The organism is Pseudoalteromonas sp. T1lg88 (assembly GCF_002964765.1).
GTDB lineage: Bacteria > Pseudomonadota > Gammaproteobacteria > Enterobacterales > Alteromonadaceae > Pseudoalteromonas.
Genome location: NZ_PQCF01000032.1, coordinates 876,418 through 902,316, shown reverse-complemented (window position 1 = coordinate 902,316; position 25,899 = coordinate 876,418). Strand labels below are relative to the sequence as shown.

Annotated in this window: 22 protein-coding genes, 1 rRNA gene and 1 pseudogene; 20 read left to right on the top strand and 4 right to left on the bottom strand. The window is 48.6% G+C overall.

Features of this window, described 5'->3' with window-relative positions; genetic code table 11:
* The first annotated feature begins 158 nt into the window (after nucleotides 1–158).
* From rrf to C2M34_RS15590, 14 genes are all read left to right on the top strand, one after another.
* Nucleotides 159–273: ribosomal RNA gene (gene rrf, locus C2M34_RS15655) — 5S ribosomal RNA — on the top strand.
* A 345-nt stretch (nucleotides 274–618) separates the two neighbouring features.
* A complete protein-coding gene (locus C2M34_RS15650) occupies nucleotides 619–1,665 on the top strand; it encodes a DUF2066 domain-containing protein (protein WP_105199775.1) in 1,047 nt (348 codons plus the stop codon).
* Between the two features lie 6 nt (nucleotides 1,666–1,671).
* Nucleotides 1,672–2,373 carry a DnaA regulatory inactivator Hda gene (gene hda, locus C2M34_RS15645; RefSeq protein WP_105199918.1) on the top strand — a complete coding sequence of 234 codons (702 nt, stop codon included), beginning with the start codon at nucleotides 1,672–1,674 and terminating at the stop codon, nucleotides 2,371–2,373.
* Between the two features lie 93 nt (nucleotides 2,374–2,466).
* Complete coding sequence (pheS, locus tag C2M34_RS15640) at nucleotides 2,467–3,447, top strand: phenylalanine--tRNA ligase subunit alpha (protein ID WP_105199776.1); 981 nt, start codon at nucleotides 2,467–2,469, stop codon at nucleotides 3,445–3,447.
* A 13-nt stretch (nucleotides 3,448–3,460) separates the two neighbouring features.
* A complete protein-coding gene (gene pheT, locus C2M34_RS15635) occupies nucleotides 3,461–5,848 on the top strand; it encodes a phenylalanine--tRNA ligase subunit beta (RefSeq protein WP_105259282.1) in 2,388 nt (795 codons plus the stop codon).
* A 2-nt stretch (nucleotides 5,849–5,850) separates the two neighbouring features.
* Nucleotides 5,851–6,153 carry an integration host factor subunit alpha gene (ihfA, locus tag C2M34_RS15630; protein ID WP_105189518.1) on the top strand — a complete coding sequence of 101 codons (303 nt, stop codon included), beginning with the start codon at nucleotides 5,851–5,853 and terminating at the stop codon, nucleotides 6,151–6,153.
* Nucleotides 6,154–6,475: 322 nt separating this feature from the next.
* A complete protein-coding gene (locus tag C2M34_RS15625) occupies nucleotides 6,476–7,921 on the top strand; it encodes a glyceraldehyde-3-phosphate dehydrogenase (RefSeq protein ID WP_105199778.1) in 1,446 nt (481 codons plus the stop codon).
* Between the two features lie 119 nt (nucleotides 7,922–8,040).
* The gene (locus C2M34_RS15620) at nucleotides 8,041–9,168 is read left to right on the top strand and encodes a M14 family metallopeptidase (protein WP_105213517.1); all 1,128 of its coding nucleotides are present in this window, start codon (nucleotides 8,041–8,043) and stop codon (nucleotides 9,166–9,168) included.
* Between the two features lie 367 nt (nucleotides 9,169–9,535).
* Nucleotides 9,536–11,050 (top strand): alanine/glycine:cation symporter family protein, encoded by a 1,515-nt coding sequence (locus C2M34_RS15615; RefSeq protein WP_105259281.1) that lies wholly within the window; start codon nucleotides 9,536–9,538, stop codon nucleotides 11,048–11,050.
* 170 nt (nucleotides 11,051–11,220) lie between these two features.
* Nucleotides 11,221–11,550, top strand: coding sequence for a hypothetical protein (locus tag C2M34_RS15610; protein WP_105199781.1), 330 nt, complete (start codon nucleotides 11,221–11,223; stop codon nucleotides 11,548–11,550).
* A complete protein-coding gene (locus tag C2M34_RS15605) occupies nucleotides 11,547–11,828 on the top strand; it encodes a YeaC family protein (protein WP_105199782.1) in 282 nt (93 codons plus the stop codon). Before C2M34_RS15610 ends, C2M34_RS15605 begins: the two co-directional genes overlap by 4 nt.
* Nucleotides 11,818–14,520 (top strand): DUF349 domain-containing protein, encoded by a 2,703-nt coding sequence (locus C2M34_RS15600; RefSeq protein ID WP_105259280.1) that lies wholly within the window; start codon nucleotides 11,818–11,820, stop codon nucleotides 14,518–14,520. The genes C2M34_RS15605 and C2M34_RS15600 overlap by 11 nt, the downstream gene beginning before the upstream one ends.
* Nucleotides 14,517–15,086 (top strand): DUF1439 domain-containing protein, encoded by a 570-nt coding sequence (locus C2M34_RS15595; protein WP_105259279.1) that lies wholly within the window; start codon nucleotides 14,517–14,519, stop codon nucleotides 15,084–15,086. The genes C2M34_RS15600 and C2M34_RS15595 overlap by 4 nt, the downstream gene beginning before the upstream one ends.
* Nucleotides 15,087–15,166: 80 nt before the next feature.
* The gene (locus C2M34_RS15590; protein WP_105259278.1) at nucleotides 15,167–16,597 is read left to right on the top strand and encodes a sigma-54 interaction domain-containing protein; all 1,431 of its coding nucleotides are present in this window, start codon (nucleotides 15,167–15,169) and stop codon (nucleotides 16,595–16,597) included.
* 82 nt (nucleotides 16,598–16,679) lie between these two features.
* Here C2M34_RS15590 and C2M34_RS15795 read toward each other — a convergent pair whose 3' ends face one another.
* On the bottom strand, nucleotides 16,680–17,117 hold the full coding sequence (locus C2M34_RS15795) for a hypothetical protein (protein ID WP_199878813.1): 438 nt from the start codon (nucleotides 17,115–17,117) through the stop codon (nucleotides 16,680–16,682).
* Between the two features lie 13 nt (nucleotides 17,118–17,130).
* Nucleotides 17,131–17,328 carry a hypothetical protein gene (locus C2M34_RS15790; protein ID WP_199878812.1) on the bottom strand — a complete coding sequence of 66 codons (198 nt, stop codon included), beginning with the start codon at nucleotides 17,326–17,328 and terminating at the stop codon, nucleotides 17,131–17,133.
* Between the two features lie 361 nt (nucleotides 17,329–17,689).
* Between C2M34_RS15790 and ccoG the strand changes: the two are divergent.
* Nucleotides 17,690–19,068, top strand: a pseudogene (gene ccoG / locus C2M34_RS15580) (cytochrome c oxidase accessory protein CcoG).
* Between the two features lie 95 nt (nucleotides 19,069–19,163).
* Here ccoG and C2M34_RS15575 read toward each other — a convergent pair.
* Together C2M34_RS15575 and C2M34_RS15570 are read right to left on the bottom strand one after the other, a co-directional pair.
* On the bottom strand, nucleotides 19,164–20,075 hold the full coding sequence (locus tag C2M34_RS15575; protein WP_105259277.1) for a M14 family metallopeptidase: 912 nt from the start codon (nucleotides 20,073–20,075) through the stop codon (nucleotides 19,164–19,166).
* Nucleotides 20,076–20,222: 147 nt separating this feature from the next.
* The gene (locus C2M34_RS15570) at nucleotides 20,223–20,630 is read right to left on the bottom strand and encodes a hypothetical protein (protein ID WP_105213524.1); all 408 of its coding nucleotides are present in this window, start codon (nucleotides 20,628–20,630) and stop codon (nucleotides 20,223–20,225) included.
* Between the two features lie 185 nt (nucleotides 20,631–20,815).
* Here C2M34_RS15570 and C2M34_RS15565 point away from each other — a divergent pair, with 185 nt between their 5' ends.
* From C2M34_RS15565 to C2M34_RS15545, 5 genes are all read left to right on the top strand, one after another.
* Nucleotides 20,816–21,373 carry a GbsR/MarR family transcriptional regulator gene (locus tag C2M34_RS15565; RefSeq protein WP_105199789.1) on the top strand — a complete coding sequence of 186 codons (558 nt, stop codon included), beginning with the start codon at nucleotides 20,816–20,818 and terminating at the stop codon, nucleotides 21,371–21,373.
* A 268-nt stretch (nucleotides 21,374–21,641) separates the two neighbouring features.
* The gene (locus C2M34_RS15560) at nucleotides 21,642–23,810 is read left to right on the top strand and encodes a prolyl oligopeptidase family serine peptidase (protein ID WP_105259276.1); all 2,169 of its coding nucleotides are present in this window, start codon (nucleotides 21,642–21,644) and stop codon (nucleotides 23,808–23,810) included.
* A 69-nt stretch (nucleotides 23,811–23,879) separates the two neighbouring features.
* Nucleotides 23,880–24,395: a GNAT family N-acetyltransferase gene (locus C2M34_RS15555; protein WP_158681470.1), complete on the top strand. Its 516-nt coding sequence runs from the start codon at nucleotides 23,880–23,882 to the stop codon at nucleotides 24,393–24,395.
* A gap of 354 nt (nucleotides 24,396–24,749) precedes the next feature.
* Nucleotides 24,750–25,304, top strand: a complete 555-nt coding sequence (locus C2M34_RS15550; protein ID WP_105199792.1) for a cytochrome b — start codon at nucleotides 24,750–24,752, stop codon at nucleotides 25,302–25,304.
* A 1-nt stretch (nucleotide 25,305) separates the two neighbouring features.
* A complete protein-coding gene (locus tag C2M34_RS15545; RefSeq protein ID WP_267894362.1) occupies nucleotides 25,306–25,884 on the top strand; it encodes a YceI family protein in 579 nt (192 codons plus the stop codon).
* Nucleotides 25,885–25,899: the final 15 nt, after the last annotated feature.

Below are 25,899 nucleotides of genomic sequence, written 5' to 3'. Positions count from 1 at the left end.
TAACCTGTACTAATTACCCGTGAGGCTTAACCATACAACACCAAAATGGTGTGAGACTGTTAAGTTAGAAGTTAGAAATTAAAGACTGAAGTAGACACATTACTTATAAAGCTTTCCGAATTTAATACTGATTGCAACAGCGATTAGTAACCAATTTGCTTGGTGACAATAGCGTTCTGGACCCACCTGACCCCATGCCGAACTCAGCAGTGAAACGGAACAGCGCCGATGATAGTGTGGCATTTGCCATGTGAAAGTAGGTCATCACCAGGCTCCTATTCAGAAAAACCCGCTCAATGAGCGGGTTTTTTGCTTTCTGGCGTTTATGCTTTTTATTCCAATATATTCGATTGCAGCAATAAAGCGGGTTTTTTGCTTTCTGAATTTTAGGTTTTACACAGCGTTTATTGTTTTGCTGGGGTAAACTCATTAAGTCGCTTCATTAGTTCCTTACTCAAAAATTCAGAAAAAAGTAGGGGAGCAATTGCACCAAAATTAGCCGCCTGTGAGTAGCTAATTAACCAGGGATTCAGCTAGTTAACTAATCTTGGCTAACCCTTTGCTTTGTCACTGGCTTTGTTTTAGGATCAGGGCATTCACACTAAGGTTTAAGACGACGTGATCCGTAATTTATTACTGTTAGTTATAGCTTTTGGCGCTTTGCCGCTGCAGGCAATTGAAGTAAAAGACTTATACCAATATCGCCAGCCGGTCGAAGATAAAACCCGGACTAGTCGAGCTACCGCGAGCCAAAATGCGCTGCTTAATGTCCTTGTTAAAGTGACAGGTGACGCCAATGCGGCCGAAAACTCTAAGGTGCGTGCTGCCTTGCCCGATATCGCTAGTTACATGACTAAATATGAGTACGCGGATAATAAGGGTGAATCTTATTTACAGGTAGAATTCGATGGCAACAAGGTTAACGCCTTGGTGCGTGACGCAGGCCTTCCCTTATGGGGCAATCGTCGTCCCTTGGTGGCTATCTGGTTAGCCATAGAAGATGGTTGGCGTCGTGAACTTATGACCGCCGACTCTTACCCGCAAATTCAAGAGCAAATTGCCGAGCGAGCATCCCGTCGTGGTGTCCCCGTGGTAACGCCGTTATTTGATTTAGAGGATCACCAACATGTGACCGTGGCCGATGTTTGGGGTAACTTCAGTGACTCTCTGGATATTGCCTCTGAGCGCTATATGGCTGAGCGGGTTGTATCTGCGCGTCTTTATAAAGATGAAAACACCGACGGCTGGGCCTTGGAGTGGCGTTTTACCAATGAAGATCAGTTTGAAGGAGTAAAGCATCAGGGCGAACAACAAGAGGTTGTGGGCGATATGATTGATGCCTTAGCCAGCGCTTTGGCGAGCGAATATGCAATTGATGCTAGCTCCAGCTATGAAGCGCAACAGCAAACCCTAAAGCTATATAACACTCAGAATTTTGTCGATATTGAATATGCCGTGCGCCGTTTAAAAAGCTTAAGTGTAGTGACCGATGCGGCGGTGACGCACATCAGTCAGGAGCTGGTTGAAATCCGTATTAGCCACACAGGTGGTGTGGAAGATCTCAAGAAAGCGTTAACCCTGGATTCTTACTTTAGTGACTATCGCGATCCGCAGAAGTTTTACTACTCCAATAGTAATGATGCGCTCGAGTACGCGTGGCAGTAATCTATGATGCTTAGCTCGCAATTAGCACTGCCGGTGACCTTGCCGGATGACGAAACCTATGCCAGTTATTTTGGCGGTGAGGATTCCCTAGAGGTTAGTCATCTGCGCTCGTCATTTAATCAGTTGAACGAGCAGTTTCAATATACCTATTTATGCGGTTTAGGTGATTCCGGAAAATCGCATTTGCTTTATGCCACCTGTGTTCATGCTCAGGAGCTTGGCTTGTCCAGCATGCTGTTATCACTGAGCGAAGTGCAGCATTACGGCCCGCAAGTGCTTGAAGGGGTGGATGCCCTCGATGTGGTCTGTATCGATGATTTACATCTTATTGCCGGGGATGAAGCCTGGGAAAAAGCGCTTTTTAACTTCTTTAACCGCTTTAACGAGCCAGGTAAGCTCTTACTTATCTCCGCCGACTTGCTGCCTGATATGTTGCATTTGGATCTGCCTGATCTCGAGTCGCGCTTAAAGTGGGGCACCACCTTGCAAATTCGCTCCATGAGCGATGATGATAAGGCGCAGGCACTGACCAACCGCGCCAAGATGCGCGGCCTGGAGCTATCCGATGAATGTGCGCGTTTTTTACTGACGCGTCTTAGTCGTGATATGCGTGCCTTACTGGATGTACTCGATACTTTGGATCATGCATCCATGGCGGCACAACGCAAGCTCACCATTCCTTTTATAAAAGCCACACTAAAGCTGTAGAAACAGGCGCGCGGGGCTAGAATCAATGCGGCCCTTTGGTTATCATAAGTGGCTAAATAAACACTTTAAATTATCACCCTAGTCAGGTATCCGATGAACTTAGAAGCGATTTTGGCTGACGCCTTAAAGGCGGTTGAAACAGCCAGCGAAATCGCGCACCTAGAAGATGTGCGCGTAAACTACCTTGGTAAGAAAGGTGAAATAACCGGGCTACTTAAAACACTTGGGCAAATGGCGCCAGAAGAGCGTAAGAGCGCAGGCCAAGTAATTAACCAAGCAAAACAAGAAGTTACTGAAGCAATCAATGTTAAACGTGAAGCACTGAGTGCTGCTGCGTTAGAAGCTAAACTTGCCGCTGAAACAATTGATGTCACCTTGCCGGGTCGCAATATGGCCTCAGGCGGTGTGCACCCGGTTACCCGCACCATAGAGCGTATTGAATCCTTCTTCGGCGAGCTTGGCTTTGCCGTTAAGTCGGGCCCTGAGGTAGAAGATGATTTCCACAACTTCGATGCCCTGAATATTCCGGCTCATCACCCGGCCCGTGCGGATCACGATACCTTTTACTTCAATCCTAAGTTGGTATTGCGCACCCAGACCAGTGGCGTGCAAATTCGTACCATGGAAACCGAGCAACCGCCGCTGCGTATTATCTCGCCAGGCCGCGTATACCGTAACGACTACGACCAAACTCATACGCCTATGTTCCACCAGGTTGAAGGCTTGATGGTAGATACGGACGTCAGCTTCACCGAGCTTAAAGGTATTCTGCACGACTTCCTGCGTAACTTCTTTGAAGAAGACATGGAAATCCGTTTCCGTCCGTCATATTTCCCATTTACCGAGCCTTCGGCGGAAGTAGATGTAAAGGGTAAAGACGGTAAATGGCTTGAGGTATTAGGCTGTGGCATGGTGCACCCGAACGTATTACGTGCGGTAAACATCGACCCTGAAAAATACACTGGCTTTGCCTTTGGTATGGGTGTAGAGCGCCTGACCATGCTGCGCTATGGCGTTAACGACCTACGCGCTTTCTTCGAAAATGATATGAAATTCCTAAACCAGTTCCGTTAAGAGGTCGTGATAAATGAAATTCAGTGAAAAGTGGTTACGCGAATGGGTTAACCCGGCCATCGACGCGAATGAACTGGCAGAGCAACTTTCTATGGCTGGCCTTGAAGTAGACGGTGTTGATGCCGCTGCGGGTCAATTTGAAGGTGTAGTTGTAGGTGAAGTGGTTGAATGTGGCCAACACCCGGATGCAGATAAACTGCGTGTGACCAAGGTTAACGTGGGCGAAGACGAGCTACTCGATATCGTCTGTGGCGCGCCAAACTGTCGCCAAGGCCTAAAAGTGGCCGTAGCGAAAGTGGGTGCCGTTCTTCCGGGTGACTTTAAAATCAAAAAAGCCAAGCTTCGTGGCCAGCCTTCACACGGCATGTTATGTGCGTTTGTTGAGCTAGGTATCAGCGAAGAAGGCGACGGCATCATGGAATTGCCTCTTGATGCGCCTATCGGTCAGGACCTACGTGAATATCTTGCTCTCGACGACAAGATTATCGACGTTGATTTGACGCCAAACCGCAGCGACTGTTTAGGTATTAAAGGCCTGGCTCGTGAAGTGGGTGTACTGAACAACCTAGACGTTAAAGAGCTTGAAATTCCTGCGGTTGAACCAACAATCGACGATAAGATCAGCATCGAGCTGGTGAATGAAGAAGCATGTCCGCGTTATCTTGGTCGCGTGCTAAAGGGCATTAACCTGGATGCGCAAACACCACTGTGGATGGTTGAAAAACTGCGTCGCAGTGGCATTCGTTCAATCGACCCGGTCGTAGATGTGACCAACTATGTGTTGATTGAGCTAGGTCACCCTATGCACGCCTTTGATCTTAATGCCATCGAAGGTGGTATCAAGGTACGTAGCGCCAACGCCGGTGAAGAGCTGGTATTGCTTGACGGCAACACGGCGAAATTAAACGAATCAACTCTAGTGATCGCCGATCATAACAAAGCCCTGGCCATGGCCGGTATCTTTGGCGGTGAGCACTCGGGTGTAACCGAAAAGACCTCAGACATCCTGCTTGAAAGTGCTTTCTTCAACCCAGTTGCGATTGCCGGCCAAGCACGCAGCTATGGTTTGCATACAGATGCCTCACACCGCTATGAGCGTGGTGTAGATTTCGCTCTGCAGCGCGATGCCATGGAGCGTGCTACTGCCTTGCTGCTTGAAATCGTTGGCGGTCAGGCTGGCCCAATCGTTGAAGCGGTTGCCCCTGAGCAATTGCCTAAGGTAACGGCGGTAACACTTCGTCGCGAGCGTCTAGACCGCGTAATTGGTTATCATATCGATGATGAAACTGTTACCAATATCTTGCGCCGCCTAGGTCTGGATGTGCAGTTCGAAAACAACACCTGGCAGGCGGATGTGCCTAGCTACCGTTTTGATATTCGCATCGAAGAAGATCTAATCGAAGAAGTGGCACGCGTATTCGGTTACAACAATATTCCTAACGAGGCGCCATTAGCCAAGTTGAATATGACCCGTCATAACGAAGGGGACGTAGCCATCAAGCGTATGCGCGACACCTTGGTAACCCGTGGCTATCAAGAAGCAATTACCTATAGCTTCGTTGATCCTAAGGTGCAAAATGCCATTCACGGTGAAGAAAACAGCCTGGTATTACCGCATCCTATCTCTATCGAAATGTCGGTGATGCGTAAGTCTTTAATGCCTGGCCTACTTAATACTTTGGTGTATAACCAGAATCGCCAACAGCCACGTATTCGCTTCTTCGAGCAAGGACTGAAGTTTATTGCCGATGAAAACGCCGAAAACGGCGTGCAGCAGCAGGCTGTGATTGGCGGCGTGGTTGCCGGCAGTTGTTATGGTGAACATTGGAATCTTGATAGCCGTGCGGCGGATTTCTTCGATGTCAAAGGCGATGTAGAGGCTTTATTGGCGCTGTGCAATACCAGTGCACGCTTTAGCTTTAAAGCCGAGGCCTGTGATGGTTTGCACCCAGGTCAAAGCGCGGCCATTTATGCAGATGGCGTAAAGGTTGGCTTTATTGGCGCTTTACACCCACAATTGCATAAGCAATTGGGTATTAACGGCACCGCATTTGTGTTTGAAATTGAAATCGCCGCGCTTAACAACCGCGTGTTGCCACAGGCTAAGGCTATTTCAAAGTTCCCATCGAACCGCCGCGATATCGCGATTTTAGTCAAAGACGAAGTAAATGCCGGTGATGTTTTGGCCGCGATAGAAAAAGTTGGCGGAAATCAATTGGTTGACCTAAACTTATTCGATGTGTATAAGGGCAAAGGTATAGAGCCAGATTATAAGAGTTTGGCAATTGCTCTGACACTGCAGGCGGTTGATAGAACGCTCGAAGAGAAGGATATCAACCAAGTTGTCGACAACGTCGTAGCCACTTTGGCTAAAGAGTTTAATGCATCGTTGAGGGACTAGATATGGCGCTTACCAAAGCCGACATAGCTGAACACCTATTTGAGAAGTTGGGGATCAATAAAAAGGATGCCAAAGAACTAGTTGAAGCGTTTTTTGAAGAAATCCGCTCAGCTTTAGAGAATGGGGAGCAGATCAAGCTTTCTGGCTTTGGCAATTTTGATCTTCGCGATAAGAAAGAGCGACCGGGTCGTAACCCAAAAACCGGAGAGGATATTCCTATTTCGGCGCGCCGTGTGGTTACCTTTAGGCCTGGGCAAAAACTGAAAACCCGTGTTGAAGTCGGTACCAGTAAGCTTGAGTCTTAATCATAAAAAGCAGCCTTAGGGCTGCTTTTTTAATGCCTGAAATTGGCCGCTATTCCTTGCCTGCACATTTATTTAAGTGCCCCTGTCCGGCACTGTGTTTTTGAACGCCGCTATTTCTTATCCCAATCTTTTAATTTTTCACCGTCTCTTATTGGGCTAATGAGTTAACAATAACTAGAGGTGGTTATTGTCGCCACTTTGCATTAGAATATGGGCGCCCGGCAACAGGCATATTGTCCTTGATCACGCTCTCACTTTGTGGTCGGAACAATGAAGTGCTGGGGTTGATATCCGTTCAAATCAAATTTCAAAGGCAGAAACAATGACCTTATCTCACGAGCAAGAATACTTAAACAGCTGGCAGGAACGCCAAGACTTCGCTGAAAGTATGCAACCTATTATTGGTAAACTGTACCGCAACCGTGGTATCGAAATTGCTGTATATGGCCGTCCGCTAGTAAGTGCCAGCACCATCGATATCATCAAAGCGCACAAAACCGTCGCTCAATTTGAAGATTCAAAACTGCGTTTACGTGAAAGCTTCCCATTCCTAGAAGCCATTAGCAAAATGGAGTTAAACTCTGCTCGTATCGATATCGGTAAGTTAGCCTACAACTACCTATACAAAGATGCAGCCAATGGTCGCTCTGTTGAAGAATACCTAAACGATGAACTAGCTGAAATCGTTAACGCCGGTGCAGCGAAAGAGCCGCGCGATGTAGTACTTTACGGTTTCGGTCGTATCGGTCGTCTACTAGCTCGTCTACTTATCGAAAAATCAGGTCCTTATGCTGATCTTCGCCTTCGTGCCATCGTTGTTCGTGGCGGTAAAGACGGTGACCTTGAAAAGCGTGCCAGCCTGTTGCGTCGTGATTCAATCCACGGTCCTTTCAACGGTTCAATCACTGTTGATCATGAGCGTAATGCTATTAAAGCAAACGGCAGCTACATCCAGGTGATCTACGCGAACTCACCAAGCGAAGTTGATTACACGGCTTACGGTATCAAAGACGCACTCGTTGTTGATAACACAGGTATCTGGAAAGACGAAGCGGGCCTAGGTCAGCACCTTGAAGCTAAAGGCGCGGCGAAAGTACTACTTACCGCTCCTGCTAAGGGCAATATCAAGAACATCGTATACGGTGTTAACAACAGTGATATCAAAGCAGAAGACAAGATCGTGTGTGCGGCAAGCTGTACAACTAACGCCATCACACCTACTTTGAAAGCTCTTAACGACAAGTTCGGTATCAAGAATGGTCACGTTGAAACTGTACACTCGTACACCAACGACCAGAACCTGATCGACAACTACCACTCGGCTGAGCGTCGTGGTCGTGCTGCTGCATTGAACATGGTTATCACCTCTACTGGTGCAGCTAAAGCGGTATCTAAAGCGCTTCCAGAGCTTGAAGGCAAGCTAACTGGTAACGCTATCCGCGTACCTACGCCTAACGTTTCAATGGCTATTTTGAACCTGAACCTTGAGACCGCAACGAACGTAGAAGAGCTTAACGCCTTCCTACGTGACACGGCGCTTTACTCAGACCTGCGCGACCAAATCGACTACACAGCATCGACTGAAATCGTATCGACTGACCTTGTAGGCAGCCGTTACGCCGGTGTGGTTGACTCAAAAGCAACGATTGTTGACGGTGACCGCGTAGTACTTTACGTTTGGTACGATAACGAGTTCGGCTACAGCTGTCAGGTTGTACGTTGTATGCAAGACATGGCTGAGGTTACTCACCCAAGCTTGCCACGCTAATAAGCGTATAGAACAAGACTAGCCGGCACCGAGTGTCGGCTTTTTTATTGCTAAAACTGGCTTTACCGACCTATTACTAGGGAAGGGCCAGGTTATCTCATTAACAATAAGGATCAGCAATGAAGATCACCAGTAATTTCGACAGTGGTAATATCCAGGTTATCGCTTGTGAAAACCCGATGAATATCCAGCTAGAGATCAATAAGGACAACCAGTCTGATTTTTATCAGTGGTTTCATTTTCGCCTAGAAACCACGCCATTTGTTGAGCACCGTTTGCAGATCAACAATCTGGCGCAGTCGGCCTATCCGGAAGGTTGGGACGATTACCAGGCGGTTGCTTCTTATGATCGTCAAACCTGGTTCCGCGTTCCTACCCGTTATGAAGACGGCACCCTGGTTATCGACGTTGAGCCGGAATGCTCACAGATGTTCTTCGCCTATTTTGCACCGTACAGCTACGATCGTCACCTGGACCTGATTTACTGGGCACAAAGCCACGCCATTTGTGAAGCGCAAAACCTAGGCCTAACACTGGATGGTCGCGATATGACGGTTTTGCGTATTGGTGAGCCGAGCGCTGAGAAGAAAAATATCTGGATCACTGCGCGTCAGCACCCGGGTGAAACCATGGCCGAGTGGTTCGTTGAAGGTTTGCTGCACAAGTTACTGGACGACGAAGACCCCCATGCTGCTGCACTGCTATGCAAAGCCGTATTCTACGTAGTGCCGAACATGAACCCGGACGGCAGCGTTCGTGGTCATTTGCGTACCAACGCCGCCGGTGTAAACCTTAACCGTGAGTGGGCCACACCAAGCATGGAAAAGAGCCCGGAAGTCTTCTTGGTGCTTAACAAGATGCGCGAAGTGGGTCTGGATATGCACCTGGATATTCACGGTGATGAGTCTATCCCTTATAACTTTGTCGCCGGTAGTGAGGGGATCCCAAGCTATGACGCACGCCTAGAAGAGTTAGAAAATACCTTTAAGCAAGCGCTATTAACCATCACGCCGGAGTTCCAGGATGAGGTTGGTTACGATAAGGATGCACCGGGCGAGGCCAACTTGACCGTGGCATCCAGTGCGGTTGCCGAAGAGTTTAAGGCCTTGGCTTACACGGTAGAAATGCCGTTTAAAGACAATAACAACCTGCCAGACTTGGATTATGGTTGGTCAGACCGTCGCTCTTACCAGTTCGGTCAGGATACCCTCAGCGCCATAGTTGCTGTGGTTGATAAGTTGAGATAACAGGCTTTAACTTGGGCATTGGCTATTGCTGTGCCCATCATTGAGTTTAAAGCGATAAAGGCATGGTTTGGTTAACGATCCATGCCTTTTTTATTGCTTTCAATTTAGCCGGGATAAACCCAGCTAAAAGTTTAACGCATTAAAATGAAACAAGATTTACTTACGGGGTAAGCTCTACTCGAGCCCATAGGTCGAACGGATTGAAAATTAAGTGTTAACAAACTTAGGCAGTATAAGTTAATATTCCAAAGGTTGAAGAGTGAGGTAAGTATGCTTGCTAATTCTCACTGCCTTATGTCGCGCATTCTCAGTAGCTAACGCAGAGTATCGTAACTAAGAATAAGAAATATAATTATAGAGGATATCTATGGAAGCTTTTGTAAGCGCCGTTAATGACATTGTGTGGAGTAGTGCACTCATTTATCTCTGTCTAGGTGCAGGTCTATTTTATTCCGTATTAACCCGTTTCGCCCAGGTTAGGCATTTCAAAGAAATGTGTAAATTGCTGCTGAGCTCGAATGAATCGAGCCGAGGCATCTCATCTTTTCAGGCCTTGGCGGTTTCCTTATCAGGTCGCGTAGGTGTAGGTAATATCGCCGGCGTTGCTGCTGCCATAGGCTTTGGTGGTCCGGGTGCTATTTTCTGGATGTGGATAGTGGCATTTTTGGGTGCCAGTACTGCGTATGCCGAGTCTACTCTGGGGCAAATTTATAAAACAGAAGAAGATGGTCAATATCGCGGTGGCCCGGCTTACTATTTTGACCGTTGCTTGCAGCAAAAATGGTTGGCCATTTTATTTGCCGTATCGGCCATCGTTGCTTGTGGTGTCTTTTTACCCGGCGTGCAGGCCAATGCGGTAGGTAACGCCTTTACCCAGGTATTTGGTAACGGTGAGATGGTAGCGACTGGCTTTGGCGAGGTAGGCACCTATAAGCTGGTAGCTTTGGCTGTTATTCTGATTGTTCTGGCCTTTATTATCTTTGGTGGTATTAAACGCATCGCCCACTTTACCCAATTTGTCGTGCCATTTATGGCCTTGGGTTACATAGTTCTGGCTTTAATCGTGGTATTTCTAAACCTGGATAAAGTGCCTGGAATCTTCTCGCTGATCATCTCCGATGCCTTTACCGCCCAAGCCGGTTTCGGTGCGGCCATCGGCTGGGGTGTAAAACGTGGTATTTATTCGAATGAAGCCGGTCAGGGTACGGGCCCGCATGCAGCCGCTGCGGCTGAAGTTGACCATCCGGCGCAGCAAGGTTTGGTACAAGCGTTTTCTGTCTATGTAGATACGCTGTTCGTTTGTACGGCGACCGCGTTAATGATCCTTATTACCAAGCAATACAATGTGGTAGGCGACTTGCCAGCGGGCCAGTTTATTGTCCAAAACGTTGATGCAGCAACTGAGATTGGCTCTGCAGCCTTTACCCAAATGGCCTTGTTTAATGTCTTTGGTGACTTTGGTCATGCCTTTGTTGGTATCGCTTTGTTCTTCTTTGCGTTTACTACAATACTGGCGTACTTCTACATTGCCGAAACGAACGTTGCCTACTTAAATCGTTATGTCAAAGGCGGTATCCCGTTGGTGCTGGTGAAGCTGGTGATCATGTTTATGGTTTCATACGGCATGGTTAACAGCTCTGGTTATATCTGGAATATTGGTGACATTGGTGTTGGCCTAATGGCGTGGATCAACATTGTTGGTATCTTGGCGATTCTCTTTGTCGCTAAACCGGCTCTAATGTGTTTACGCGATTATGAAGACCAGAAAAAAGCAGGCGGCAAGATCACCTTTGATCCGGTTAAACTTGGCATTAAAAATGCGACTTTCTGGGAAGAGCGTCTTGCCAAGCAATCGACCAAACAATCGAAAGATGCCCAGTAAGAAGGGTCGCTTTGTTGATGGAAAGGGCGAGCTCAGAGCCATTTTTGAATCTCAGCGATTGGCTTAAATTCAAAAAAGACATCGACAAATAAAACCAGTACAATGAGGCGCCAAGTGGCGCCTTTTTTATTGGCGCGTGTATTGGCACCTAATTGCACCTAGGAGTAAGCATGGCAATAATTTCATGTCCGCAATGTCAAAAGTCGATATCCGACAAACATCAAGCCTGTCCCCATTGCAATGCCGTTTTTGGCGAAATGGATGCCGAGACCAAAAACCGTATGGCGGCGCGTTCTAAAACGCAAAAGCAGCAGTCGCTGATGAACCAGTCTTTTATCGCCTTAATTCTCTTCCTCGGTGGCTTTTTCGTGCTTTACTGGCATCATCCTGTGCCGGGCTCTTGGCAGCAAACGACCTGTTATGTGGCAATCGCCATAGGGGTTGTTTGGTATCTAGTTAATCGTGTTCGTCTCGTGCTTTTGAAAAGAAAAAAATTATGAATATTGACCAGTTAGTTCAGTCTATCACCCCTGAAGTTTACGAACGTTTGCAATATGGCGCCGCCACCGGCAAGTGGCCAGACGGTAACCCTTTAAGCGAACAACAAAAAGAGCAAACCGTGCAACTGGTTATGCTCTATCAAGCCAAGGTGCTCAAAAGCGACGAACAATTTACCGTTGGCGCCGACGGCCAGTTGGTGCAAAAGTCGAAAAAAGAATTAAAGCAGCAATTTAAGGCCGAAAACGAAATAGCCAGGTTCAGTGAAAATGATCTTTAAACAGTTATTCCAACCCAAGTGGAAGCATCCAAAAGAAACCACCCGACTCGGCGCATTAGCCCAGCTGGACAAACAACAGGATGCACACATAATCACAACCTTGGCCTGTGAAGATCCCAGTGCCAATGTGCGTACCGCGGCGCTGAAAAAGCTCAACGATGTGGGTCTTTGGTGGCAGGCGTGCCAACAGGACGGTGAGCCGAGCATCAAACGTCTTGCTAACCAAAAAGTGGCCGAGGCCATTTTGGCCAGCCCAGACGTCCTGAGCGATAGCGACAAAGAGCGTTATATCGATCGCTTTGCCGCCGATAAAACCTTGGAGCAACTGGCGCTGCAAGAAAAAACCGCGGCCGTCAAAATTAAACTGTTAACCCGTTTAAACAAAGCACCTTTGCTGGAGCAGGTATTTCGCAGCGCCGACGATGCATTGCAACTGCAATTGTGTGAGCTGGTGCTGAAATTACAGCTGACGGAAAAACTGCTCAAGGTCGCTAAGGGTGAGGCCAAGGACAAGCTGCAAAAGGTAATTGACGAGCAGCAACGCCAAGAGCAGATGCCGCTAGAGGTGGCAGAGCAAGTTAAGCTGATTCTAGCCAAGCTCAATGCCTTGCGTGAAAAAACCGATTATCAGTTGGTTAACAGCCAGTTTCTGCAGCTGGAAAAGCAATTCCAGCAGTTAGAGCTAGAGTGGCTGGACGAAGAGCTGCGCGGGCAAACACAAAGCAAGTATAAGCAGCTGGCGGCCAAACTCAGCGCGCACAGCGACAAACTAAAGGTCGCGTATGAGCAAGAGCAAGCGCAGCAACTAGCCAAGCAGCGCAGCGTTTTGGCGCTGGCTAATCTCAGTGCCTTGGCGGAAGAGATCAGCAATGCCATGGCCCTGCGTTTCGATGGTAATGAGCAAATTCAAACCGACTGGCTTTATGCGAAAGTAGCGCAGGCCAAGGACATGTTGCAAAGCCAAGACCTGCAGGCAGGTAGTGAGCTGCAAAGTCAGCAGCAAGAGCTAGAGCGTCTGTTTAAGCAGGTTGAGCAGCTGGCGGCCTACGAGCAAGACGTGGATGCCCTGCGTGAGCAGCTGGCCAGTTATGGCAACCTAAGTGTCCCCACTGATATCAGCGAGCTTGACGCGGCGCTTAGCGCTGAAGCCGAGCAACGCGCGCAACTGCAACAGGCCATTAAGGCGCTTCCCAAAGAGCTGGCGGCGCTTTGGCAACAACAATTTAATCAGGCCAAAAAGCACTGGCAGAGCCAGAATGACACCCTGATTCAGGAGCAAAAGCAACTGCAGAGCGTGGCGCGTAAAAAGGCGCGAGATATTCGCCGCCTTATTAATCAAGGTCGTTACCGCGTTGCCTTTGGCGTGTTTAATGGTCTGCAAGAAGCATATGCGCAATTGGCAGTACATTTTCAAAATGATCTAAGCCGCGAATACGAAAGCCTTGCCAAAACCCTGGATGATGCCAAAGACTGGCACCAGTATGCCGGTGAAGCGCAGCAGGAGCAGTTACTTGAAGCGGCGAAAGAGCTGGCACAGGGTGACTGCGATGATGCCAACGAGCGTTTAGCTCAGGTAAAGCGTTTGCGTAAAAGCTGGCAGTTGCTGGGCCCAGAGGTGGCGCAGCAGGCGAAAGAGGCGTTTGAGCAGGCGATCGAGGCGGCCTTTGCCCCTTGTCGCGAGTATTTTGCGGAGCAACAAGCGCTTAAAGAGCAGGCGATGGCCGAGCGCGAACAGTTAATCGCACAGATGCAAAGCCTGAGTGAGCGTGCCGCCGAGCTTGAGACGCGGGAGCTGGAACATCAGTTCAACGCGCTATTAAAACAATGGCGCGCCGCCAAGCACATAGAAAGTAAGCTTTATCATAAATTGAGTAAGGCATTTGGCAATGCGCAAGGTGATATGGCCGAGCGTGTAGCCAAATTCTATCAAGACAATGCTCATGCCAAAGAAGCGCTTTTGCAGCAGGCGGAAGCTTTGGACACCAGTGATGTGTTTGCAGCCACCAACAAGCTAAAAGAGCTACAACAGCAATGGCAACAAATTGGTTTTGCCGGTAACGCTAAAGAGCGTAAGTTGTGGCAGGCGTTTCGTCGTGTAAATGACGGTATTTTCAACCAGCGCGATGCCGCTAAGGCACAGCAGCAACAAGCCCATGCTGAGCAAAAGGCGGAGCAGGTGAGTGCCCTTGAAGCCCTTGAGCAACAACTGGCGCAGGCGCAAAGCAATGCGGATTTACAACACTTGCTCAATGATGTGCAGCAGCTGCAATTGGTGCGCGAACTGCAAGGTCAACGGCAACAACTTGCGGCTCGAATTGAGGCGGCGTTAAATGCCAAAGAGCAGGCGCTGCAAACTCGTCACTTCCAAGAGCTGCGTACCGCTTTGGCCGAGCAACAGGCTGTGCCTGCAGATTGGTTAAGTGGCACCCGCTTGGATTTAACCGCTGAGCAGTTGGTGCTACGCCTGGAGATCACCAATAATCTGGCCAGCCCAGAGTCGCTTTCTACGCAGCGTATGCAAGAGCAGGTGAGTATGCTTGATAATAAGCACCACGGCGTTGAGCACACCAGCGAGGAGTTGTTACTTGCTTGGTTAGCTGGCGTGGGCGTTAACGAGCAGGGTATTTGTCAGGGTGAGCAAGCCGAGATTGAGCGCCTGGTTGTAGTTTTAGATAAGATGGTATCAGTATGAAGCAATGGTTAGTGGGTATGGTATTGGCTGGTGTCGCTTTGTTAAGCGGCTGCGCCGGTCATGCACCCTTGAGTGTATTTTCTTTAACGAGCGGCGAGCTTGAGCAGAGCCTGTTACAACAAAGCGACCGTTATGGCGCCAACGCTACTGTAATGGGCGTGCCCATGGAGCTGACGGTGAACGATATTGGTGTGCAAATCGGCCCTGAGCATAGCCCTAATGGCATTGAGCTGGCGCTGGATAATACCGTGATGATGCAGGCTTTGGCGCTAAAGGTGCCGGTGCGAGTGCGCTTAAACATTGCCGCTGCGCCGTATTTTAACGCTAAGCAGGATGCCATCTATTTGCAGGATTTTAAAATCCTCAATGCGGATATAGATGCCATGGGTTACCGCGGTAAGTTGGCGCCCCTGTCTGAGCAGGTGCAGCAGTTATTGACTCAGGCACTGAGCCAATATCCTGTGTATAGCCTGAATAAGCAAGACCCGAAACAGGCCTTGCTGTCACGCTTTAAGTTGGCGCTAGAGGTTAACCCCGGGGTGATCACCCTGACTTCCGGGCTCTAATGCACTTGATTTAAACCTTGCGAAAATGTGTGAGCAAGCCCTAAAATGACGACATATCGTTACTTGCTGGCACATTTTCCATGGACTCTTCATTAAAACACTTTCTTCACGATCCCCGTTTACTACTTGATGCCGCCGGCGAGGGAATTTATGGCTTCGATCTCAGTGGCAATGCGGTCTTTATTAACCCCGCCGCAGAGCGTATGACAGGCTGGCAGGCAGACGAGTTACTGGGTAAAAAGATCCACCAGTTTCATCACCACAGCCATGCAGACGGCAGTGATTACCCAGCCGATCAATGCCCCATCTATCGCACCATGTTCGATGGACAAACCCGTCAGGTAAGTAACGAGGTGTTTTGGCGTAAGGACGGCAGCCTGTTTCCCGTTGAATACACCTCTACGCCTATTTATAAGGATCAACAACTGATTGGCGCGGTGGCGATATTTCGTGACGTATCCACTCAGCGCAGCACGGAGCAAGCCTTGCGTGAAGCGCTGCAAAGGGTGAGTCAGTTAAGCGAGCAGTTACAGGCGGAGAACCGTTATCTGTTAGAAGAGCTCAATGCGGATTGGCAGCACGGCGACTTGGTTGGTCAGTCGGCGCCTTTTCGCACCATGATGCAGCAGATTGAGCTGGTGGCACAAACCGATGCCAGCGTTTTGATCCTCGGTGAAAACGGCACCGGCAAAGAGCTGGTGGCGCGCCACCTCCATGCCCAAAGTGAGCGCCGGGATGCTCCCTTGGTCAAGGTCAACTGCGCCGTGTTTGCCGAAAGCCTGTTGGAGTCCGAGCTCTTCGGCCATGAAAAGGGCGCCTTTACCGGCGCGGCGCAAAGACGCAAAGGGCGCTTTGAGCTGGCCGACGGCGGTACCTTGTTTCTTGATGAGATTGCCGAACTGCCGATGTCTGCTCAGGGTAAATTGTTGCGAGTGTTGCAGGAGCAGGAATTCGAGCGTTTAGGAGGGCAGGAGACCATCAAGGTGGATATTCGCCTGATTGCCGCCACCAACCGGGATTTGTGGCAAATGGTGCAGCAGGGCACCTTTCGTATGGATCTCTATTATCGCCTCAATGTCTTTCCCTTAACCGTACCGCCGCTGCGTGAGCGCACCGAGGATATGGAGCTGCTGGTGGCTCAGCTGCTGGCCAAGCTGTCGCAGAAGTTAACTCGCAGTTTCACTGGGATCAGCAAGAAAAGTTTGGCCATGCTTAAGCGTTATTCATGGCCGGGCAATATCCGTGAGCTGCAAAATACTCTGGAGCGCGCCGCTATTTTAAGCCCGGGGCCGATTTTGCAAATACCCAGCTTGATGCTGGACGGTGCAGTTGGGGAGCCTGTTCACGATGCCATGCCAACCTTGGCCGAACACGAAAAGCAATATATCGAAGAGGTGTTAAGCCAATGTCAGGGCCGTATTAATGGCCGTGGCGGCGCCGCAGAAGTTTTGGCACTGGCACCAAGTACCTTGCGCTCAAAGATGAAGAAGCTTGGGATCTGCCGCGGTTAGCTTGAGTGGGGCGAAGTGTGATAGTGGGGCCTTAAGTCCTAGGCCTAACGCCCAGCGTTAATTGTTCCGATGCAGCTGCTTGTTAAACGATCCCAAGTTCGCGCCTCATTTCCTTGAACATCTTTTCTTGGATGTCAATTAGCTCTTTCCCTGATTCAGAAAACTCTTCTTCCATGAACTTTTGGATATAAGTGTTTGTTTCGTTGGGCTGGGTAAGAAACTGATCAGCATTAGAATTCATCCAGTTGAGAAACTCGATTGTTTTTTCCTGTGCTTGCTCAAGCAAGACAATATAGCTATCTAAAAGTAATAACAAATCTTCTCCAGCTTCAAGTCGAAGCCCACCAATTTCATTCTTAAAAGCAAGGAAATGATCTGAAATGTCGCTCTGCAGTGCGAATGTGCTTTTAATATAATTCAGTGTGTTTTCATCTGATGGATTTTGTATTAGGTCAAGAATCCCTTCTTGAAATGACTTGAAAAGTACTTTCCTTGCGCTTGCTGAATACGAATCCATCATAGAGTAGTATTTTTTATACTGAGCTAGCTTCCTCATATAAACGCTTCTTCTTATCTAAGTCGTATTCAAGATCTTTTTTTAAATGTTCAAGGTCTTGATCATATTCATGCTTGATCGATTGTTTCAGGCGTTCCTTAAGCCAAAAGATACCTATAATATTCACAAAGGCAGCCACAATTGCAGAAGTTGTAATTGTTGTAGTGAAGTCCAATCGATGCTCCTATCGGTCTAACAGCTTATTAGCAAGACCTTACAAGGTACGCTACCTCGTAAGGTAGGAGGTAAACCATGTATAGGCGAACTAATAAGACTATAAAAAGTAATAGTAAATCATACAGTAAACGAAATGATAACTCGGCACAATGCGAAGAGGATGCCTCACCAATTCAATCCTTTTCTAAGTATTCCGTCAATGGAGATAACGATATTTCGATAGATTCGGCGTTATGTCGTTATCAAACTTGCTTTTTATTTTTAAAATAACCAATAAAAACAATTGGTTGATTTAAATTCAAACCTGGCACAACACTTGCTTTAGGAGCTGTGTTCCCTAGTTAGTAAAAGCAAGTAATATGAAATTTGATGTTAAAGAAGAAGACCTGATCATTAAGCCCTATAAGCAATCCGGGCCGATTTATGTGCGTGAGCAAAAAGGGCGCTTTCAGCGAATTCGCCGAGTGCTTAGCTGGTGCCTGATGCTGGCTTTATCGGCCTGCCCTGGGTGAGTTATCAGGGTCAGCAGGCGGTGTTATTCGATGTTGCCCAACAGCAGTTCAGAATTTTTTCCGCCACCTTTTTCCCGCAAGACTTTATGCTGGTCGCTTGGCTCTTTATGGCGGGGGCCTTTGCGCTCTTTTTTATCACCAACTGGCTGGGCCGTGTCTGGTGTGGCTATATGTGCCCGCAAACCGTGTGGATGTTGATGTATACCTGGGTTGAGCACCGCCTTGAGGGCACCCGTAACCAACGTATAAAACGCGACGCTCAGCCCTGGAACGCCGATAAGTTGGCACGTAAGGGGGCCAAGCATCTGGTGTGGTTATTGATGGCGTTTTTAACCGCCACCACCTTTATGAGTTACTTTATTCCCGCGCACGAACTGTATAGCGACCTGTTGGGTTTGAGCTGGGGTGGTATCACTTTATTCTGGGTCTTCCTGTTCACCCTGTGCACCTATGGTAACGCCGGTTGGCTGCGGGAAAAGATGTGCATCTATATGTGCCCCTATTCGCGTTTTCAATCCGTGATGTTTGATAAAGACACCTTGGTCGTGAGCTATGATCAGGACAGAGGTGAAGCCAGAGGGTCAAGAAAGCGCAAGGCCGACCCGAAAAAATTGGGCTTGGGAGATTGTGTCGACTGTAATCTGTGTGTCGAGGTATGCCCGGCTGGTATCGATATTCGTAATGGCTTGCAATACGAGTGCATTAACTGCGGTCTGTGCATCGATGCCTGTGACCAAACCATGGACAAGTTTAATTATCCGAAGGGCTTAATCGCCTATCGCAGTGAGCATCAGCAAAACGGTGGCCGGACATCAATTTGGCGCTTAAAGCTGGTGGGTTATGCCTTGATGACAGTGCTGGTGTTTGTGGTAATGGCTATTTGGCTCAATGGTCGTACGGCGCTGGAAGCTTATATCACGCGCGACAGGGGAGAGTTGTCCCGGGTTGATTATCAGGGCCAGGTGGAAAACCCGTATCGTATCTCCATTATCAATAAATCCCAGCAAGTTCAGGAATATACCTTGAGTCTTGAGGGTTTGGAGCAGGGTCAGTTGCAGCTGCACGGGCAATTAAGATTGCAACCGGGTGAGCAAAAAGAGGTGCCGGTTACGGTGCGCATTGACGGTGAATTACTCGAGCGTAAGGTGACGCCCTTTAGCTTTGTGATAACGCAAAACGAAGGTGAGCAGCAGAGTATTCGCAAAGAAACCCGTTTTTATAAGTAGTAGCTTCAGCAAGATAGCCGAGCAATAAAAAAGACCCAGTCTAGCGCTGGGTCTTTTTATTTGTTTTTACCTAGGGTTGTAACCCTAAGCGCTGTTTATAAAGTGCGAACAAAATCCAAGGCGCCAACTACGGCGGCAACCTGAGCGGCGACGCAATTTTCTGGTGTGCTGCGTGGGCTATCCGGATAGACCTCGGTGGTGGTGACATAAGGAGCTAAAGTCAGGCCCATACAGAGGCCAAGTTTACGCCCCGCGTATTCAATCACTCCATGGCCGGAAATGGGCACACCAATCAACTGGTTGTTTATATCGGCTTCGGCAATATGGGTTACGGTTGCCACCTCGGCGTTAATGGCTTTTTGGAATTCCGGCTGTGGGCGCTCGGTGTCGGCCACCAGATAAAAGCCATCGGGAATATTCCAATTGTTATTGGTAGTGCCTTCTCTTGCCGCCAAGGCCGGGCGGAATTCCGAGTTATCCGTATCCGTGGTTTCATGGAGATCTATATGTACCAGCACATCGCTGCTAAAAGGGGCGATAAAGTCGAGCAGCAACTGAGCTTCGGGGGCAGGCGAGCCTTCATAAAAGGAACGGTTCGGGTCGATTGCGTCCGGGTTCCAGCGGTTAATGGTTTCATAACCCCAAGGGCTTACACAGGGAACCACAAGAATATTGAAGGCTTCGCTATGCGCCGGGGTGAGCTCGGCGGCAAACGCTAGGGCACCGTGAATACCGCTGGTTTCATAACCATGTACGCCACCGGTAACCAGGGCAATAGGGCGCCCGGCCTGCCAACTTTTATGCTTAAGGGCAAAGAGGGGGTAGTCTTGCTGATAAGCAAGCAGTCCGTATTCGATAATCTCAAACTGAGCGCTTAGCGCCTGAATCTTGGTGACGACTTCATCCTGATAACTGCGGTGCACTTTTTGTGCCTCAAGCCATTGCTGCTTGTGCTCTGGGCCCCAGGGTTCACCCGGTGTGCCAATGGGATAAATGGTGTTGCTCATAACCCTTCCTGCTATTGTCTTTGTTTAGGCGCAGCTTAGAGTCTTGGCAGGGATTGTCAACCAAATTGCCTTTGTTGGCCAAGGGTATGGAGCATATATTGAGGCGTCGCGCCCCAAACTTTGAACGCGACTAAAACGTGCGGGAGGCTAGTTTTCAGCTAGCTTATTCTGGATATAGACAAGGGCGTCATCGAAATTTTCAAAGACGATATCGTTGGCGCTATTGGCGCGCCCTAAGGCACGACGAATTTGTTCTAACTGATTGATGGCAATAGCAGAGTTGATCACAAAGGCGGCGGCTTGGCAGCCATGGGCAAACATCTTCTCGGCCACAGACACCATAAGCACTTGTGCCTCGGGTGTAGCGGCAAGCACATCCTTGGAATTACTGATATAACCCCAACGTTCAAGCTGATGCTCTTTCACCAGGGTTTCTAATTGAGTGGCGAAGGTGGCTATCATGCGCTCATTGATGGCACCGCTGAACTGGCCGACGATCACATCTCCTTGTCGGGTTAGTTGATATGAACCATTGGCGCCGGAATAATTAAACATATGTCCCCCTAGGTTTGTGAAGGCGAGATTCTCATCACATTGTCCCTATTGTAACTGCAACTATGTGTATTTAGGATGTTTTTTCATGGTTTATTTGATGTTGACCAGGTTAAGTGTAGTTGATGCTTGAATGGAGTTGTTAAGATGAGGTATTTTCAGAACATAATGAACATTTAGGGTTGGTGATGGAACTAACAGATAAAATGCAGGCCTTTGTGATGCACTGTGGTGAGATGGGCAGTCGCTGGGGCTTTAATCGCACCATAGGCCAGATGTATGCGCTGCTACTTATTAGCGAGGAGCCACTGAGCGCCAACGAATTATCGCAAACCCTGCATATTTCTCGCGGTAATGTCAGCATGGGTATTAAAGAGCTGAACTCCTGGCAGCTGATCGCCACTCGGCATAAGCCGGGCGATCGTAAAGAGTATTACCAGCCGGCGGGCAGCATTTGGCAAATGGCCAACCGTGTATTTGAGCAGCGCCGTAAGCGCGAAATCGACCCGACCTTGAGCCTGTTGCGCGATAACCTCCTCGAGGAACCAAGGGATCAGCAGGAGCGCTACGCCCAGCAAAGGTTATTAGAAATTCATGATTTACTGGAAATGATCACCGAATGGGCCTCCGAACTGCAGCGCTTAAGCCCGGAAAAACTCTCCACGCTAATGAAGCTCGGTGCCGGCGTGTCAAAAATCCTCGATTTTCGCGATAAGCTCAGCCCCAAAGACCGCACAGAGTCCTGAGTTACTCATTAATTAGCCCGAAAAGTGCAATAATACTAAACGCGTATATCTATATAACGAAACAGTTGAGGTGTTTTTGCGCAATTAGGTTAATAATTAGTTATAGGTTTCCAGCCAAAGATAACCAATCTCGCTCGTCGAGTTGGTTTTCTTCTTTTTTGGCCCTTCTTAATTATCCCCACGCCTTGTACCTGCTCGCACAACACTAGACAAATGGCCGTCTAGCCGCTAACGTAAGTCGGTTTATTACAACAAGAATGGATTTTTTATGCTTAAAAGAACACTGGCTGTCGCCGTGTGTGTGGCCCTAGCTGGTTGCAACGACAAACCGGCTGCAGAGGCAAGCGCACAACAAGAACAAAAAGTAGAACAAACTCAGGTTGCAGCAGCGGCCATCAGCTACCCAATTACACGTAAAGGCGAAGTGGTTGACAGCTATTTCGATCAGCAGGTTGCAGATCCATATCGTTGGTTAGAAGACGATATGAGCAGCGAGACGGCACAGTGGGTCGAAGCGCAAAACAAGGTCACCTTTGGCTACCTGGAGCAGATCCCGTTTCGCGACGAACTTAAGCAACGTCTAAAAACCCTGATGGACTATGAAAAGGTCAGCGCCCCATTCACCGAGGGTGAGTACACCTATTTCTATAAAAATGACGGTCTGCAAAACCAATACGTGCTTTATCGCCAAAAGGGCGAGGGTGAGGCGGAAGTCTTCCTAGACCCTAACACCTTTAGCGCCGATGGCACCACATCACTGGCGGGTATCAGTTTTAGTGAAGACGGTTCATTGGCGGCCTACCAAATCTCAGAAGGCGGCAGTGACTGGCGTAAGGTGATTGTGCTGGATACCAAAACCAAGGAGCAAATTGGTGAGACCCTGGTTGATGTGAAGTTCAGCGCCATTTCCTGGTTTGGTAATGATGGCTTCTATTACTCAAGCTATGACAAGCCTAAGGGCAGTGAATTGTCGGCGAAAACCGATCAACATAAGCTCTACTACCATAAGCTGGGTACGGCGCAAAAAGACGATGCCCTTATCTTTGGTGGCAGCGATGAGCAAAAACACCGCTATGTTGGCGCCGAGGTGACTTCGGATGCGCGCTTCCTGGTAATTTCAGCGGCCGTCTCAACATCTGGTAACAAGCTGTTTATTAAAGACTTGAGCAAGGAAAACAGCGAGCTGGTTACCATTATTGACGACCTGACCTACGACAGCTCGGTGCTGGATAACAAGGGTGATACCCTGTTTATCGTTACCAACAAGGATGCGCCGAACAAGCGCGTAGTGACCGTTGATATCAAGGATCCAATGCCTAAAAACTGGCAGGACCTTATTCCTGAAACAGAAAACGTGCTGAACATCTCTAAAGGCGGAGATTTCTTCTTCGCACGTTATATGGTTGATGCCATCTCTCAGGTGAAGCAGTTCGATAAAAGCGGCAAGCTAGTACGTGAAATCGCGCTACCGGGCGTGGGCACGGCGTCGGGCTTTGAAGGTAAAAAAGAACAAACCACCTTGTATTACAGCTTCACCAACTATAAAACGCCAAGCACCATCTTCAGCTTTGATGTGAACAGTGGTGACTCGGTTGTTTATAACAAGTCAGGCGCTCAGTTTGACCCGGCGTTGTATGAGTCTAAGCAAGTATTCTATAGCTCAAAAGACGGTACCAAGGTACCTATGATCCTAACCTTTAAAAAGGGCACTGAGCTTAACGGTAAAAACCCAACCATTCTTTATGGTTACGGCGGCTTTAACGTGAGCCTGACTCCTCGCTTCTCGGCCACTACGGCGGCTTGGTTGGAGCAAGGCGGCGTATATGCTGTGGCTAACCTGCGTGGCGGTGGTGAGTATGGTAAACAGTGGCATAAAGCCGGTACGCAGATGCAAAAGCAAAACGTATTCGACGACTTTATTGCTGCGGCCGAGTACCTGATCGCTAACAACTACACCTCAAGTGACTACCTTGCGGTACGTGGTGGCTCTAACGGCGGTCTATTGGTAGGTGCTGTGATGACGCAACGCCCGGATCTGTTTAAGGTTGCCTTACCTGCGGTAGGGGTACTGGATATGCTGCGCTATCACACCTTCACCGCCGGTGCAGGTTGGGCCTACGATTACGGTACGGCGCAAGACAGTAAGGAAATGTTTGATTACCTTAAGGGCTATTCGCCGGTACATAATGTAAAAGCGGGCACCAGCTATCCGGCAACCCTGATCACCACGGGCGATCATGATGACCGCGTGGTTCCAGCGCATTCATACAAGTTTGCTGCCGAGCTGCAATCGAAGCACCAGGGTGAGAACCCTGTGATGATCCGCATTGAAACCAATGCCGGTCACGGTGCAGGCACGCCGACCAGTAAGATAATCGAGCAATACGCCGATATCTATGGCTTTACCCTGTATAACATGGGTGTTAAAAAGCTTTAATACTGAGAAGCTTATGCTAATTTGAAAGCCGGGCCTAGTGCTCGGCTTTTTTGTTTTAGGGAGATGACAATGCAGCTAGATTCTTTTGAATCGTCAAGACTGGTACACCAACCCTTAAGTAAAGAGTATTGGCCGCTGTTTGTAGCGCTTCATCAAAATCAAGAAGTGATGCGCTATGTCGCCGACCTCGCGCAAATCACGCAGATCAGAGCGCGCTTTGACGCCCGGCTGGCATCAGGGGCAAAGGCTGATAGTTGGCGGGCCTGGGCGATACTTAACGAAAACGGCAAGGAGATAGGAGTAACCGGCTTTTTACCTCAAGGCGAGCACAGCGCCGAGCTGGGTTTTTTACTCTTGCCCGAGTATCAAGGTCAAGGTTATGGCCAGGAGTCATTACAAGCCTTACTGACCCATGGCGAGCGGCGTTTTGCAATTGCACAATATCGGGCTACGGTTACTGCAGGCAATCTGGCGTCGCGAGCACTGTTGCTTAAATGCGGCTTTACTCAGCTCGCCAGCGCCCGCAATGGCTATTGTATTGACGGTGTCGAGGTCGAGGACTGGCTGTTTCAACTAAGTTTGTAATTGTGCATATACGCACAGTGCATGGTGCCTAGGCGCCATGTTCACAAGGCAATGGCTGGGATAAGCTAGAGTAATAGGGTCTGTTTATCATTGCGGTTTACTTTATGTTCGATCTAAACGCATTCTGATCACGACGATCGTTATGATGCATAGCACGCTATGTACATAGCGAGCAACACAGAGCAGGATGCGTTTAGATGAACCCGTAGGGCAGCGCTTGTAGCGCATTTCTACTGTGTTGTTACATGTTTATGTAGAATAACTACACCACACATGTGCCGCCTTGTATAAATACACTACAAACTGCTGCAGAAACGAACAACAAAGGTCAACAGACCCTAAGGAGTAAGAAGTATGTTGAATAATACTGAGCATGGTTATGGCTGGATGCACATTGCCTTGCATTGGTTGATGGCCATCGCCGTCTTTGGGCTTTTTGGCTTAGGCCTGTATATGGTCGAGTTAAGCTATTACGACAGCTGGTATAAAGGGTCGGTTGATTTGCATAAAAGCATAGGCCTGACCTTAGCAATGCTGTTGGTGCTGCGTTTGGTCTGGCGTTTAACTCAGGCGCGACCTCAGCCGGTGGACCGCAGCTTAATATGGCAAAATCGTTTTGCTCACTGGGTGCATATCATTTTGTACCTGATATTGGTGGTGATACTTATTTCTGGCTATCTTATATCTACGGCAGATGGCCGCGGTATTGAGGTTTTTTCCTTGTTTAGCGTTCCTTCGCTAGGGGAGTTTGTTGACAACCAAGAAGATATTGCTGGCATGGTGCACGAATACGCAGCCTGGAGCCTGGTTATTCTTGCTGGTTTACATGCCTTGGCGGCCCTTAAACACCATTTTATTAATCGCGATCATACCCTAGTGCGTATGTTGAAAGCGAAAAAAGGAGATTAATGTGAATAAAGCTCTAACTAAACTAACTCTGGCTGCAGCCATGATGGCCGCCAGTGGTGCTGCCAGCGCGGCGGATTATGTTATCGATACCCAAGGTGCCCATGCTTTTGTGAATTTCAAAATTCAACATCTTGGCTATAGCTGGTTACATGGCCGCTTTAACACTTTTTCTGGCGACTTCAGCTATGATGCGCAAAAGCCGAATGAGTCCAAAATCAAGGTGGTGATCGACACCGCTAGTATCGACTCAAATCATGCCGAGCGTGATAAACATTTGCGCAGCGGTGATTTCCTCAATGTGAAAAAACACCCAACGGCCACCTTTACTAGCACCAATATTGAGTTTACTGATGCTGATAATGCCAAGGTAAGCGGTGAATTCACCCTAAATGGCGTGACAAAACCTATCAGCTTTGATGTAACCAAGGTGGGAGAAGGTAAAGATCCTTGGGGTGGCTATCGCGCCGGCTTTAGCGGCCACACACGCTTTGCCCTGGCCGATTATGGCATAGAGCAAGACCTGGGGCCGGCCTCGACCCATGTGGAAATTGAACTGTCTATCGAAGGCGTGCGTCAATAACCTTCTTTCTCACAC